11 protein-coding genes and 3 pseudogenes are annotated in these 14,324 nt (G+C 69.9%); 4 read left to right on the forward strand and 10 right to left on the reverse strand.

Annotated elements, in window-relative coordinates; genetic code table 11:
- Position 1: 1 nt before the first annotated feature.
- Entirely contained in the window at positions 2–1,549 is a 1,548-nt protein-coding gene (locus CFP66_RS38660) for an ABC transporter substrate-binding protein (RefSeq protein ID WP_094930333.1), read from the reverse strand.
- On the reverse strand, positions 1,546–3,363 hold the full coding sequence (locus CFP66_RS38665; protein WP_094930334.1) for a gamma-glutamyltransferase family protein: 1,818 nt from the start codon (positions 3,361–3,363) through the stop codon (positions 1,546–1,548). The genes CFP66_RS38660 and CFP66_RS38665 overlap by 4 nt, the downstream gene beginning before the upstream one ends.
- 74 nt (positions 3,364–3,437) lie before the next feature.
- On the opposite strand from CFP66_RS38665, the gene CFP66_RS38670 reads away from it, so the two are divergent.
- Positions 3,438–4,925 (forward strand): serine hydrolase, encoded by a 1,488-nt coding sequence (locus CFP66_RS38670; RefSeq protein WP_158228384.1) that lies wholly within the window; start codon positions 3,438–3,440, stop codon positions 4,923–4,925.
- A gap of 33 nt (positions 4,926–4,958) precedes the next feature.
- Here CFP66_RS38670 and CFP66_RS38675 read toward each other — a convergent pair whose 3' ends face one another.
- The gene (locus tag CFP66_RS38675) at positions 4,959–5,813 is read right to left on the reverse strand and encodes an IclR family transcriptional regulator (RefSeq protein WP_198961965.1); all 855 of its coding nucleotides are present in this window, start codon (positions 5,811–5,813) and stop codon (positions 4,959–4,961) included.
- A 53-nt stretch (positions 5,814–5,866) separates the two neighbouring features.
- Between CFP66_RS38675 and CFP66_RS38680 the strand changes: the two genes are divergently transcribed.
- Entirely contained in the window at positions 5,867–7,060 is a 1,194-nt protein-coding gene (locus CFP66_RS38680; RefSeq protein ID WP_094930337.1) for a CaiB/BaiF CoA-transferase family protein, read from the forward strand.
- Between the two features lie 245 nt (positions 7,061–7,305).
- Here CFP66_RS38680 and CFP66_RS50490 read toward each other — a convergent pair whose 3' ends face one another.
- The 5 genes and pseudogenes from CFP66_RS50490 to CFP66_RS38695 all read right to left on the reverse strand — a co-directional run bounded on the left by CFP66_RS50490 (position 7,306) and on the right by CFP66_RS38695 (position 9,594).
- On the reverse strand, positions 7,306–7,434 hold the full coding sequence (locus CFP66_RS50490; protein WP_198961974.1) for a hypothetical protein: 129 nt from the start codon (positions 7,432–7,434) through the stop codon (positions 7,306–7,308).
- An 85-nt stretch (positions 7,435–7,519) separates the two neighbouring features.
- Positions 7,520–7,876, reverse strand: a pseudogene (locus tag CFP66_RS50495) (SDR family oxidoreductase); the annotation flags it as partial.
- Complete coding sequence (locus CFP66_RS50500) at positions 7,852–8,190, reverse strand: FAD-linked oxidase C-terminal domain-containing protein (protein ID WP_369805262.1); 339 nt, start codon at positions 8,188–8,190, stop codon at positions 7,852–7,854. The pseudogene CFP66_RS50495 and the gene CFP66_RS50500, both read right to left, overlap by 25 nt.
- A gap of 62 nt (positions 8,191–8,252) precedes the next feature.
- A pseudogene (locus CFP66_RS50505) lies at positions 8,253–8,786 on the reverse strand (FAD-binding oxidoreductase); the annotation flags it as partial.
- Positions 8,758–9,594 (reverse strand): dihydroorotase family protein, encoded by an 837-nt coding sequence (locus tag CFP66_RS38695; RefSeq protein ID WP_094930338.1) that lies wholly within the window; start codon positions 9,592–9,594, stop codon positions 8,758–8,760. The pseudogene CFP66_RS50505 and the gene CFP66_RS38695, both read right to left, overlap by 29 nt.
- Before the next feature lie 1,223 nt (positions 9,595–10,817).
- Between CFP66_RS38695 and CFP66_RS38700 the strand changes: the two genes are divergently transcribed.
- Positions 10,818–11,717, forward strand: coding sequence for an IclR family transcriptional regulator (locus tag CFP66_RS38700; protein ID WP_158228385.1), 900 nt, complete (start codon positions 10,818–10,820; stop codon positions 11,715–11,717).
- A gap of 3 nt (positions 11,718–11,720) precedes the next feature.
- Here CFP66_RS38700 and CFP66_RS38705 read toward each other — a convergent pair whose 3' ends face one another.
- Both CFP66_RS38705 and CFP66_RS38710 read right to left on the reverse strand, forming a co-directional pair.
- Positions 11,721–12,755 (reverse strand): ABC transporter ATP-binding protein, encoded by a 1,035-nt coding sequence (locus tag CFP66_RS38705; protein ID WP_094930340.1) that lies wholly within the window; start codon positions 12,753–12,755, stop codon positions 11,721–11,723.
- A complete protein-coding gene (locus CFP66_RS38710) occupies positions 12,752–13,711 on the reverse strand; it encodes an oligopeptide/dipeptide ABC transporter ATP-binding protein (protein ID WP_094930341.1) in 960 nt (319 codons plus the stop codon). The genes CFP66_RS38705 and CFP66_RS38710 overlap by 4 nt, the downstream gene beginning before the upstream one ends.
- 23 nt (positions 13,712–13,734) lie before the next feature.
- Between CFP66_RS38710 and CFP66_RS38715 the strand changes: the two are divergent.
- Positions 13,735–14,154 (forward strand): annotated as a pseudogene (locus CFP66_RS38715) (integrase core domain-containing protein); the annotation flags it as partial.
- Positions 14,155–14,324: the final 170 nt, after the last annotated feature.

Raw genomic sequence — 14,324 nt, forward strand, 5'->3', positions numbered from 1 at the left:
ATCAGCCCGAGAGCGACACGTCGTCGAGGCGGATGCTCCGGATGGGGTCACCCACGAAGCCCTTCACGCGGGCGTGCGTCGCGAACAGGAAATCCTCGTGGTCGATGTAGTAGTAGGCGTTCTGCTCGGCAGCCCACTGCTGCACCTTGCCGAAGAGATCCGCCCGCACCGCTTCGTCGGTCGTCGTCGTCGCCTCGGTGAGCCACTGGTCCACCTCGGGATCGCTGATCCGGGACCAGTTGTTCTCCGGGACTCCCCCGGAGCTGAACCAGGTCGACAACACGCGGTCGGGCATCGGTTCCTGGCCACGGCTGAGGATGAACATCTGCAGCCCCTCCTGCGACTTGAGGGCGGCAAGCAGGCTCTGCGTCTCCATCATCTGGATCTCGACGCGGATGCCGATCTTCGCCAGGTCCTGCTGGATCACGGTCGCGGGCCGGGAGAACCGGTCCACGTTCGGCACGGTGAACGTGACATCGACGCCGCCGGCGTAGCCGGCCTCGTTCATCAGGCGGGTCGCCTCCACCGGGTCGTGCCGGTAGTCGAGGATGTTCTCGGCCGCGAAGTTGGCTTCGGGGGACAGGATGCCGGTCGCCGGCGTCGAGATCCCCTTGAACAGCCCGTCGAGCATCGCCGGCCGGTCGATCGCCAGCGTGGCGGCCTTGCGGACCCGCGGGTCGTCGAACGGCGCGACGTCGGTCTTCATGCCGAAGAACCGGGTGATCAGGCCCGGTACCGAGGAGATCTCGATGTCCGGGTCGCCCTCGTAGCGGGCGAGGATGTCGGGATCGGTCACCTGGATCATGTCGATCTCGTCGGCGGCGAACGCGTTGTTCCGCGTCGTCACGTCCGGGATGGCCTTGTATGTCACCTGCCCGAGCGCGGGCGCGCCGCCCCAGTACTCCGCGAATGCGGTCAGGACCGTCTCCTGGCCCGGGGTCCACCGGTCGAACTGGTAGGGCCCGGTGCCCACCGGGTCGCGCGCGAACTCCGCACCCTTCTCGGTCACTGCCTTCTCGCTGACGATGCCGGTGTACCAGCTGGCCAGCTTGTCGGTCAGCGCCGGATCCGGGGCGCTGAGCTCGAGGACCACGGTCCGGTCGTCATCGGCGCGCACCGCCTTCAGGCCCGAGAGCAGGGACGCGTTGGGCGACGCCAGCGCGGGGTCGAGCAGGCGCTCGAGGGTGAAGACCACGTCGCGCGCAGTCAGCTCGCCGTAGCCCTTCTGGAACCGGACGCCCGGGCGCAGCTGGAACGTCCAGGTGGTGCCGGCCTCGTCGGTGGACCACTCGGTGGCCAGGCCGGGTACGACCTTGACGCCGCCGAGCTCGTACTTCACCAGGCCTTCGAACACGTTGGTGGTCATCTGCTTGTCGCCCACCGACGTGAGGACCTGCGGGTCCAGCGTGCCGAGGTCGTACTCCTGCCCGATGCGCAGGTTCCCGCCGCCCGGACCGCCGGCTCCCGACTCGTCGGGCAGGTTCGCGGTGCACGCCGTGACCGTCATGAGCGTCAGCGCCAGCAGCGCTGCGACGCCTGTCTTCCTCACGATGGACCGTGCCTTTCGTCGATGGGGCTGGGGGAGCGAGGGGCCGGCGTCGGCCGCAGCGCGGGCATCGTGACGCCCGCCGCTGCGCCCGCCCGCCGTGGGTCGGCAGCCCCGATGCACAACCCGGACTCCGGGTCCCGCGCCACCACCTGGACGGCCCCGAACCACGGGGAGCGCGCGTTCCGGTACCGGACGTCGTGCCCTCTGTCGGCGAGGCCCGTCCGGGTTTCCTCTGGGAGGTCCGACTCCGCTTCCAGCTCGTCGCCCGACCAGTGCACGCGCGGCAGGTCGACGGCGTCCTGCAGACCCATTCCTTGCTCGAGGACGTTGGAGAGCACCTGCGCGAGCGCGTTGGGGATGCGGGTGCCCGACGGGCTGCCGAGTGCCATCACGGCCCGCCCGGACCGCAGCACGAGGGTGGGCCACGGTGCCATCGGGCGACGGTAGGGACTGATACCCGCCGGTCGGGCCCCGGGTCGCGGGTCGAACAGCTTCATGGCGTTGTTGAGGATGATCCCGGTGCCCGGCACCGTCACGCAGGAGCCGAAGGCGTCGCCGAGGCTCTGCGACATGGAGACGAAGTTGCCGTGGCGATCGACGTGGGAGTGGTGGGTCGTGCCGATGACGGGGGCGGGCGTGACGGGAGCCGTGGGGGTCAGCCGCTCCGGGTCGGGCCGCTCGTCCTGGAAGGCCCACGGGTCGCCCGGTCCCGGGAACGAGGCCCGCGCCGGATCGATCAGCCCGCGCCGTAGCGCCGCGTACTCCGGGTTCGTCAGGCCCTCGAGTGGGACGTTCACCTGCGTGTGGTCCCCGATGTGGAGGGAGCGTTCGGCGAAGGCCAGCTTCATCGACTCGATCAGCAGGTGCAGCCGGTCGGGCCGCAGCGGTGACTCGCCCCCGAGATCCAGACCGTCCATGATTGCCAGCAGGTTCATCAGGAGCGCGTTCGACGAGGGCGTGGCGCCGGCGATGCGGTGTCCCTTGTAGTCGAGCCAGTCGGGCTCACGTGTCCACATCAGCTCGTCGGGGTAGCGGGCGAGATCCTGGGCACTCAGGATGCCGCCCGCACCGCTGACGTGCGCGGCGATCGCCTGCGCGACGGCGCCGCGGTAGAACGGCTCGTAGCCCTCGGCGCCGATCGACTCGATGGTGTCGGCCAGGTGTGGCTGCAGCAGCAGTTCGCCCTCGCGCCTGGGGCTCCCGTCCGCATGGAGGAAGGTCGCCGCCGTGTCGGGGAACCGCGCGAGCCGGTCCCGGCTCTCGACGATGAACGCCGCGATGCGGGCCGTGGCCGGCGTGCCGGTCCTGGCGTCGTGCACCGCCGGCGTGACCACCTCGCTCAGGTCGAGGGCTCCCCATCGGCGCTGGGCTGTCACCCACCCGCAGACGTTGCCCGGTATGGCGACGGCCAGTGGCCCGGTCGTGTTCTTCTCTCCCCGGGTCGTGAAGCGGTAGGCACCCTGGGTGGGGCCAGGCATCCACTCGTACATCCCGGGTTCGGAGGCACCGGGGGCGCAGGCGTAGAAGTCGAGTGCCACGGTCTCCTGCGAGTCGGCCAGGTGCACGAGCATGTTGCCCTGGCCGCCGAGGTGCGACATCGCAGGCTCGTGCACGGCGAGCGCGAAGGCGGTTGCCACGGCCGCATCGACCGCGTTGCCGCCTCGCAGCAGCATCTGCACGCCCGCCCCCGTCGCCCGGGGGTCGGACGAGCTGCACAGGCCGCCGTAGGACGTGACATCGGCGGACGTACCGGCCGGAACCTTCGGGAACTGCAACCGGGGCCTCCGATCGGCGACGTCTCCGTGGTGTGCCATTCTACGGCACGGTGTGCCAGACTAGGGCCCTGCTCATCCGGGCGTCAATGCGGTCGACGGAAGGACCCACGCACATGCAGCCAGCGATCGACTTCCCGGCGGACCACAGCGGAGCGGTGATCCCGCTGCACCTGGTGCTGGGCACCGCGGCGAAGGTGCTCTGCTCGGCCGTCTTCCTCTCGGGCCGCAGCATCGAGGACGCGCGCCGGCACAGCCTCGTGCACGCGCTGTTCGTCCACCACCTGCACGACGTGCTGTACGACCTGGTCCGGGTGGAGGTCGACGGCGAGGAACGGTCGGTGACGGTGTCGGTCGTGCTGGACCGGCCTGGCGTGGAACAGATCGTCAAGGGATATCGCGCGTACTACGCCGACCTCGACGCGAACTGGCAGGTCGAGAGCGAGCGGCTCCTGAGCCTCGGTGCGGTCTCCCGCACCGCGCGCTTCACCGGCGACCAGGGCAGCGTCATCCTGCCGCCGGACGACCGGCCCCTCGGTTTCGAGCCGGTACCTGTGCGCACCACGCTGCCCGACCCCGCGACCCAGGAATGGCCTATGGGCGACCTCCTCGGCGGCGCCGGGGTGTCCGCCGTGGACCGGGTGCTCGTCGCCGCCGCGATCGACGCCGGCTTCCGCGGTGACCTCGCCGCCACCGCCGCCGTGGTGGTGCTGCACCGCGGCGAGATCGTCGGTGAGCGCTACCGCGACGGCATCGACGCCCACACGCAGCTCGAGAGCTGGTCCATGGGCAAGAGCCTGACGGGCACACTGATCGGTGTTCTGATCCAGCAGGGCCACCTGTCGCTCGACCAACCGGCACCGATCCAGGAGTGGCAGGGCGACGGCGACCCCAGAGCGACCATCCGGATCCGCGACCTGATGCAGATGAGCAGCGGGCTGCTCTACTCCGGGCAGGACGATCCCCGCCAGCGTTGGCCGCTCGCGGTGCCGGAGCACCTCTACATCTACAGCGACACCGTCGACGCGTTCGAGCGCGCCATCGGCTCACCCGCTGAGCACCCGCCGGGCACGGTGGGCAGGTACCGCAACTGCGACCCGCTGACCCTCGGGGCGATCATCCGGCGCACGGTCACGGAGAAACTGGGCGAGAACTATCACCAGTGGCCGCAGGCCGCCCTCTTCGACCGCATCGGCATCCGCCGCCAGGTCCTCGAGACCGACTGGCACGGCAACTTCCTGCTCACCGGGTTCGACTACGGGACGGCGCGCAACTGGGCGCGCCTCGGGCTGCTCTACCTGCAGGACGGGGTCTGGGAGGGCGAGCGCGTGCTGCCCGAGGGCTGGTCGCAGTTCGTCAGCACGCCGGCCGCGGCGTGGCCAGAGCCGTGCTACGGCGGCCAGTTCTGGCTCAACCGCACGCGGGAGTTCGCGCTGCCGGAGGAGGCCTACTTCATGGCCGGCTACGGCGAGCAGCGGGTGTTCGTTGTGCCCTCCGCCGACCTCGTGATCGTCCGCATGGGCCATCGGTCGGACACGGACGCTCCGCGGGAGGCCACGAACGCGATGCTGCGACTGCTGATGGAGGCCGTCGGGAGCGCATGAGGCCGGTCGGCCAGGACGTGGCAGACGCCGGGTTCAATGCCTGCCACGACCCAGCGCGGCGCTGATCTGTCGGACGGCATCCTTCAGGAGCTCCCCGTACCGCCCCTGCAGTTTCCGGGACATGCGCTGCGCCGGCGTCGAGATGCTCAATCCCGCGATCGCGGAACCGTCGTCGGCGGTGATGGCGGCGGCCACGGCCGACACCCCGGTCCGCCACTCCTCGTCGTTGACGGCGTAGCCGAGCCGACGGACCTCGTTCAGCCGAGCCCGCAGCTCCCCCTCGTCGGTGATCGTGGTCGACGTGTGGACGGGGAGCCCGCGATGGATCAACGCGGTGAGCTCCTCCTCACGCCACGTCGCGAGGATCGCCTTGCCGTTCGCGGAGGCGTAGATGGGTGCAGCCATGCCCAGCGGGATGAACGTCCGCACCGGCTGGGGGCTGTCGAGGCGTTCGATCACGATGACCTTGTCCTGCTCGGACACGGCCAGGTGGACCGTCTCCTGGGTCGCTGAACGCAGTTTCTCCATTACCGGTACCGCGACGTCTCGGAGGTTCAGCCCACCGGCGGCGCGTTGACCCGTCCGGAGCATGTGCGTGGTCAAACCCCATCTGGTCATCTCCGCTCCGATCGGCTGGATCCAGCCGGCGGCGTGCAGCGTGCGCAACGTCCTCTGCACCGAGCTCTTGGGAATCTCGAGAGCCCGCGCCAGCTCACTCACCCCCACGGGCTCGCGTGCAGCGACCTCGTCCAGCACGCGCAGTGCCGTCATCACGCTTCGGACCTCGTTGACGGCCATGACGCCCTTCCATACGATGAGGCGGTATTGGAACAGCGTACCGCCTGGCGGCACACCCTGTCGCAGGAGCCGGCACCGCTTGGACGCCACCCGTTGCGTCATGCCTAGCGCAACGATTCCACCCGCGAGCCACCGGAGCCCGAATGTCGTCGGCCTTGAACGGTCTGAAAGTCCTCGATGTCACCCAGGTGATGGCCGGCCCCTTCTGTTGCCAGCTCCTCGGTGATCTGGGCGCTGACGTCACGAAGGTGGAACCCGTCGGCAACGGGGACGCCGCCCGCACCGGCCTCGGCACCCGGTTGGCCGGTGGCGAGAGTTCGGCGTTCCTCGCCGTCAACCGGAACAAGCGCAGCATCGCGATCGACCTGAAGAGCCCTGGCGGCCGGGAGGTCTTCCACCGGCTGGCTGGAACCGCCGACGTGCTCGTCGAGAACTTCCGGCCGGGTGTCACGTCCAGGCTCGGCATCGACTACCCCACGATCACAAAAATTAACCCGAGGATCGTCTACGCGTCGATCTCCGGCTTCGGGCAGACAGGTCCCTATGCTTCCCGGCCGGGGTACGACCTCATAGCCCAGGCGATGTCCGGGGTGATGAGTGTGAACGGCGAGCCAGGTTCCGATCCGCTCAAGTGCGGGATACCCATCGCCGACCTGTCGGCCGGCCTGTTCGGCGTGATCGGGATCCTCGCCGCACATGCTGCCCGTGAGACGACGGGCGCGGGCCAGCACATCGACGTGTCGCTGTACGAGTCCGCGCTTGCGTTGTCGATCTGGGAGACGGCCGAGCTGTGGGCAACCGGGGAGGTCCCGGGCCCAGTCGGGTCGGCCCATCGGATGAGTGCGCCGTACCAGAAGCTCCGGACTGCTGATGGTCACATCGTGATCGGGGCGAACAACCAGCGGCTGTGGTCCGCACTCTGCACGGTGCTCGGCCGCCCCGATCTGCAGAGCGATGCCCGGTTCATGGCCAACGCCGACCGGATGCGTCACCGCGACGAGCTCACTGCCGTACTCGAGTCGGCGCTCATGGAATGGCGGAGCGACGAGCTCGTCGCGGCGCTGCTGGAAGCAGGTGTGCCCGCCGCCCCGATCCAGGACTACCGGCAGGCGTGCGACGACCCCCACACAACGGCGCGGGACATGGTGGTCACGATGAAGCATCCGGTCGAGGGCGAGATCCGTGGTCTCGGCATCCCCGTGAAGATGAGCGTGACACCGGGTGCAGTCCGACGAGCTGCGCCGATGCTGGGGCAACACACCGACGAGGTCCTCGCAGAGGCCGGGTTCACGGCGGAACAGAGCACCAGCCTGCGCAGCAGCGGCGACGTGGCGTGAGACCGGTTGCCGGCAACGCGGCGGCGCGCCATCGCGAATCGCACCACGGGCTGTCGCCGGGCTGCCGCGCCGCCACCCCGGCCGCTCCGGTCACCGGGAACGCCGTCGAACTGATCGCCGCGCCGACCTGGTTCGACAGGGCGCTCCCCAGTACGCCGCGATTCCCGCGGAGTGGCCGGGGTTCTCCGGAGCGGAGCTCGCGGGCCCCATGGCCCGACCGCCCGTGCACCACCTGCGGGACCGGATCAGAAGCTTCGGATCAGCCCTCCGTCGATCGTGATGGCTGATCCGGTCAGGTAGGACGCGATCGGCGACAGGACGAACGCAGCGACCGGGCAGAAACTCCTCGGGCCTCCGAGTCGTCCGAGCGGAATCGCTCGGTTGCGGAACCCGGCATCGGAAGATGCGGCGTCGACCTCGAGCGTGCGGGGGTGGCGATCCGAGCCGGCACAGGTTCAGTACCCGGATCCCGCGCGGGCCCAATTCGTCGGCAAGGGTCTTGGCTGCCATCGCCAGGCCGGGTCGCAGCCCGTTCGACAGCGGCAGATTCGGGATGGGTTGGCGCACCGAGCTCGACAGGACGAACGCCAGCGCGCCGCCGTTGCCCATTGCTCCGGCCGCGACCCGGGCGAGCCGGATCGCACCGAGGAACACGGTGTCAAACGCCTCGCGCCACTGCTCGTCGGTGACGGCCAGGACACTGCCGCCGGGCGGGCCGCCCACGCTGACGAGGACGCTGTCGAGCCTGCCCCACCGCCCGAGGGCGGCCCAAGTGGTCCGCGGCGGCCGGGTCACCGTTGTCGGCGATGACGCCATGCAAACGGTCGTCGGCGCCGAGTTCGGCCACGGCCTTCTCGAAGGTCTCCGCCCACCTCCACCAGCAGATACCAGGGGTGCCGTTCGCGGGTGGGACGGGGCAGCCCGAGCCGATGCTCGGCGAGGTCGAGTCCGCGGCCGTCGAGCAGCTCGAGCGCGCGCACTCCATCGACGGTGCGCAGCGTCTCGCCAGCGGCCAGCAGCGCGGGCAGCTCGGCGAAGCCCAGGAGGGCGAGGACGCGGTGTTCCGGGAGTGGATACAGCGCCAGCTCCAGCTCGGTGATCCCCCCAGGGTGCCTTCGCTGCCCACCCAGATGCTGACGAGGTCGTAGCCGGTGTTGTCGGAGCGGACGTCGCTCATCCGACGCACGACCCGCCCGTCCGGTAGGACGATCTCCAGCCCCAAAACCTGGGCGGAGACCGGGCCGTAACGGACGGTGTGCAGCCCGCCGGCGTTGGTGGCGGCCATCCCTCCCAGGGTCGCGGTGTCGCGCGCCCCCAGGTCGACGCCGAACTCGATGCCCACCCTCGCCGCGGCAGACTGCACCGCGACGAGGATGGTGCCGGCACCAACTCGGATCCGACCCCGCGGGTCGGGTTCGCCGAGCCGGTCGAGCCGCTCGGTGGAGAGCAAGATGTCGTTGTTGTGAGGCACCGTTCCGGCGACGAGGCTGGTCCGCCCGCCCTGCACAGTCACCGGATGATCGGCCACGTGGCAGGCGCGGACCACTGCCGCGAGCTCGTCGGTGTCCGCAGGGCGTATCAATGCGCGCGCCGTGCCGTGCCAATGCCCGGTGTAGTCTGTGAGCCGGCCGGCAAGCGCCGCGTCGTCGGTGCGACGTGGCTGGGCCCGACGATCCGGGTCAGCTCGTCGATGAGGCTCATCGGCCCCCCACGAAACGTCCGCCACCCGTGGCGGTGGCGACCGCGCCGTCGACTATGAGTTCACCGCGCCGCCAGACCTGAGCGATGCCCCCCGTCAGGGTCGCCCCGTCGTAGGGGGTGTAGCCGGCCGCGTCGTGCAGGTTCTCGCTGGCCGCTACCGGCGACGCCGCCGGGTCGACCAGGACCACATCGGCGTCGAAGCCCGGTGCGAGATGGCCCTTGCCCGTCAACCCGAACACCCTCGCCGGGCCGGCGGCCAAGACATCGACCACCCGGCGGCGAGGCAGCCAGGCATCGGGGCGCAGGGCCGCGTCGATCAGCAGCGGGATCATCAGCTCGAGCCCGGGCAGACCCGCCTTCAACCCGGCGATGTCATCGGGCTTCTTGGATTGCGCGCCGTGCCCGCAGTGGTCGCTACCGACCGTGTCGACGCTGCCGTCGACCAGCGCGCGCCGCACCTCGTGCACGTCGTCGAGGGTCCGCAGCGGGGGCAGCACGAATCCCTGACCGCCGCGTGGACCAGTCTGATGAGTCAGGACCAGATAGTGCGGGCAGGTCTCGATGCTGATGTCGACGCCCTCGGCGCGGGCCCGCAGGCACGCCCGCATCGCATCCGCGCAGGACACGTGAACCACGTACAGGTGTGCCCCGGTGGCTTTGGCCAGCGCGGCCGCGGCGGTGACCGCGGCCGCCTCGATCTCGGTGGAGCGCCAGGAATGCATGCCGGCGAGGTCGCTGCGGCCGGCGAACCCCACGGCGAGGAGCTCGTCGACAGCGCTGCCGAGCTCGGCGTGCACGACTGTCGGGATGCCCGCACGCACGGTCTGGCTCATGGCGGTGACCAGGTCCGACAGCTCCGCCTGAATCTTCTTGTCGGGATGGGCGAGGAAGACCTTTACCGACAGTCCGCCGCGAGCGAGAAGACGGAATCTTCGATGTTTTGAAGTCGCTTGGGAGCTGATCTACTGGCCCCTGGGGGCAGCGGACGAAGCTGGTTGCTATTCGCGCGTGAACGCACCGATCGATGACCAGGAATGTCAGCAGTGTAGCGGCCTTCGCCATACTGGCCGCGTTGGCGGTGATCGCCGACCGTGGGTTGCAGGCGCAGTCGGCCGATCGTCAGTTTGACGCGGTCGTGGTGTGGAAGTTCGACCGAGTGTCAGCTCGAGCATTTCACGCGGATTCCGCGGCGCTGCAGTGCCGGTTGTGTGTGGCTCCGGCTGGCCAGTCGGCCACGCAGACGGGCACCTCCGGTGTGGGGTGTAGGCCGGGTGCACCGTGCGGTACCCCACCCGACTCCAGCTCGTCCTCGGCCCCCACGGCCTGACCGCGGCCGCGACTCTGGGCCAGATGGCGCTGCGGCACCACCTGGCCCAGACGTCTGGTTCGCTGCTGGACAGGGTAGCGAGCAGGCCGCGGACCGCTGTGATCAATGCGACCTTTGGGGGCTGTCGAGGCAGTGCTGACCTGCTCTGACGCCAGCTGGGGATTGTGTTGCTGCGGCGGCGCACTTGACCGCGATTCCATTCGAGCGAGGTGGGCCGGAGCTTGAGGTCGCTACGCCGTGAAAACTTGAGCTGCAAGTCGGCGTTCAGTCGAAACACGACCGAGTCGGTGATGCGTCGGCGCGTTTGCCCAGGCCGGCGTGGTCAGGTCGCGGGTTTGCTTGATCCGGTTGAAGCAACGTTCGACGACGTTGCGCCGGCGTCGCCGGCCCGGTCGAAGATGGGCGGCCGGCCACCGGGTGCCCCGTTGGCGCGGGCGGCGCTCGAACTGATCTGTCCGCCCTGGGGCATGAAGACGGTCCGCCGCCGACGAGCCGTGCGGTCGAGGCGTGGAGCAGCTATTTTCGGCCTCGCCCCAGTTCTGGTGGGTGCGGGGGCAGCCGCCCGTCGGGATGTTGGAGGCAGCGGGCTTCTCGAGGCCCAACCGGTGCGATCGTTTCTCGTCCGCGCACCTTGTTCCGGCTCTCGGAGGACCGGGGAGCGCGCTGCAGTCCACCTCGCCTCGCTGGACACGCTCTGAGCTGCGCGAATCGCAGCTGATCCTGACTCCCTTGATCGCCGCGGGAGGCCAGCATCCGGGAGCAATCGGCGCGGCCGTATATTGGTGTAGTCATCAGGCGGAAGTAGGGGATCGTACAGTGGACCAGTCGGGCAGCTCTGGTGTCTCGCCGGTGCGTTCCGTAGCGCGGGCGCTGAGCCTGCTCAAGGCGGTGGGCGGAGGCGTACGGCTGACGGGGCAGCTGCAGAAGGTTGCCGATGTCCCAGGCCCGACGGCGGTGCGGCTGTTGAACGCGCTTGAGAGCGAGGGATTCGTCTCCCGCAGCGTCGACGGCTACGCGCCGGGGCCGGCCCTCATCCGGATGTTCTTCGCGTTGGAGCCGGACAGCCTCGCCTGGCGGTTGATCACCTCGGCGGTGGCCGAGCTCAACGAGAAGACGCACGAGACGTCGCTGTTCATGGTCGAGAGCGACGGGATGCGTGAGTGCCTGGCGGTCGGTGAGACCAAGGAGCAGATCCGGCGGGTCGTGCCGGTCGGGGGCCGGTTCCCCCTGCACCACGGCGCTTCGGGAATTGTCTTCCTCGCGCACGGGCTGTTGAAGAAGACTCTGCCCGGGATCACCGACGCCGACGGCAACTACGACACTCGCTCCAGCGGCAAGCGCCCGGTCGCAGACCTGGTGGCCGACTGCGAACGGGCGTTGCGTGACGGCGTCGTGGAATCGATCGGCAAGGAGTCGTGGGGGGTGGCATCACCGGTGCTGCGCGAGGGCGTGCTGATCGGTGTGCTGTCGGTGTCCACGCCGGCCTTCCGCTACTCGCCGGAACGGTTGGACACTTTCACCGAGCTCTGCCGCGATGTCGCGGCCCGCACCAACGACCTGCTCGCCCGCGTCGCCTCAGGTTTCGCCCCCGCCGACGACACCGACGACGAAGCCTGCTCCGCCTCCTGACGATCAGGTCGGTGTGGGCACTTCGTCGGGCGCGACCTCGCGCGGCGGGTGCAGCTCGCCCACGAAGTGGCAGGCAGCGCGGTGGCCGCCTGCGCGCACTACGAGCTCCGGCTCGTCGCCGCTGCACCGCGGTCGGACGAACGGGCACCGGGTGTGGAAACGGCAACCCGACGGCGGATCGGCGAGGCTGGGCAGCTCGCCCGCCATGCGCAGCCGCGCACGAAGGTCCCCGGTGAGCGTCGGCACGGCCGACAGCAACGCCTCGGTGTACGGGTGCGACCGTCCTTGCAGCACCTCGGCGACGGTGCCGGTCTCGACCGCCCGTCCGAGGTAGAGCACCGTGGCATCGGTCGCGCACTGCGTGACCACCGAGACGTCGTGGGTGATGAACACGTAGGTCAGCCCGTACCGGTCCTTGAGCTTCTGCAGCAACATCAGGATCTCGTTGCGCACGGACACGTCGAGTGCGGACACCGCCTCGTCGAGCACGATCAATCGGGGTTCGGCCGCGATCGCCCGGGCGATCGTCACCCGCTGGCGCTGACCTCCGGAGAGTTCCGCTGGACGTCTCTCGACCAGGTGCGGGCCGATCGCCACCTCGGCCAGTGCCGCCTCGGCGCGGCGGCGCGATTCCTCGCGCGGCTCGCGGAGTCGGCGGCGTGACTCGGCCACGCTGCGCCAGATCGGCCACCGCGGATCGAGCCCACCGGCTGGGTCCTGCAGCACGATCTGGATGCCGAGCCGGCCGGCGAGCTCGGCCGGGTCCTTGCTCGTGCCGATGGCCTGGCCGGCGAAGGTCATGTGGCCCGAGGCCGTCGGGACCAACCCGCAGACGGCCTTGGCGAGCGACGACTTGCCGCAGCCGGACTCTCCGATGATGGCCATCGTCGCGCCCCGGGGCACCTGCAGGCTGACGCCGTCGACGGCCCGCACAGCATGGGCGCCGGCTCCATACTCCACGACGACGTCGCGAAGGTCGAGGAGCGCACCGGGCTCGCCGTCGTCAGTCGGGTTCGGGGTCGCGGGTCGGTGGCTCACGCGCTCGCCTCGGCTTTCGTCGAGGGCGCAGCGGCCCCTGGCAACTCCTCGGCGCGCCAGCACCGCACCGTCCCGAGGCGACCACGTGCGGTGATCGCTAGCAGCGGCTGGTCAGTCTCGCACCCCGCTTCAGCGAGGTCACATCGTTCCCGGAACCGGCAACCGTGGGGTACGGACCCGGGAGCGGGTGGGGAACCGGGGATGCCCGGCCGGATCGTGCCGAGCACGGACGGGTCGGGCACGCAGCGCATCAGGCCCTGGCAGTAGGGGTGTGCCGGCGCGGTGATGAAGTCCTGCGTGCGACGGTCCTCGACGACCTGGCCGGCGTACATGGCCACCACGCGCCGGCACTGCCCGGCGGCCACGCCGAGATCGTGGGTGATGAGCAGTGTGGCGAGGTTCGTGTCCTGTGCCAGTCGTTCGAGCAGCTCGAGGATGCCGGCCTGGCAGACAGCCGCCGAGTCGCGCATCGCGAACATCACGATGTATCCGTCGGAGCACTTCAGCGTGGCCAGCAGGCCGGTGTAGCGCGCCCGGCTCTCGGTGGTCCCGTTGTAGTTGTACTGGGTGACGAAGTTCTGACCGATTGCCGCCATCGACTCGAACACGGTGGCCCGGACCCGCTGTCCCCGCCCGGACCGGCGCCGCTCGTGCAGTGCGGCGAGCACCGAGATGAACGCGGTGGTGCCGCACGCGTAGTACGCCCGGTGCCCGACGCCGTAGAGCGGGCGCCGGGCGGCGCGGCCGGTCGCGTTCATGTAGCCGGAGAGGGCCTGGTGCACCATCTCGTCGGCCTGCCAGCGCGCGTAGGGCCCGTTGTGCGGGAAGTCGGTGACGACGCACTCCACCACCGAGTCAGGCAGGGCCAGTGGCTGCGCGGGCTCGTCCGGCGTGCCGTCGCGGACCACCACGTCGGCGCCGTCCAGCAGGTCCGCGTTCGCCTGTGGGTCCCCCACGCCGCCCGGGGGCAGCGACGACGATGAAGACCACGCTGGTGCTCGACGCGCTGGAGCAGGCGGTCTGGACCCGGCACCAAGCCGGGATCGTCGAGTTCGACGGGTTGATCCATCACAACGACGCCGGCTCCCAGTACACGTCGATCGCGTTCACCGAGCGCCTCGCCGAGGCGGGCGCTGCACCGTCGGTGGGCAGTGTCGGAGACGCCTACGACAACGCGCTGGCCGAGTCGTTGATCGGACTGTTCAAGACTGAGTTGATCAAGCCCGGCGGGCCCTGGAGGACAGTCGAGCAGGTCGAGATCGCCACTCTCGAATACGTGGACTGGTTCAACCACCGCCGGCTGTTCGAAGCCTGTGGCGACATCCCACCAGTCGAGCTCGAGGCCGCCCACTACCGTCAACACGCCGCCCTCGCTGAGGTCGGCCACTCAACTGCGTAAGCCTCCCGACACGCCGGGGCGATTCAGTCGGCGGCGCTCGGCAGGTTCCGTTGCCGGTTCCGCAGGGGGGGCGGACTCCATGAGGACCGCCATTGCCGGAGACGAGAGCGGTCAGGGGCGTCTTTGACTACGAGCGCGGGCTCGTTCGTGTCGAGTCGCAACCTGCGCTC

This window comes from Pseudonocardia sp. MH-G8, from assembly GCF_002262885.1.
Lineage (GTDB): Bacteria > Actinomycetota > Actinomycetes > Mycobacteriales > Pseudonocardiaceae > Pseudonocardia.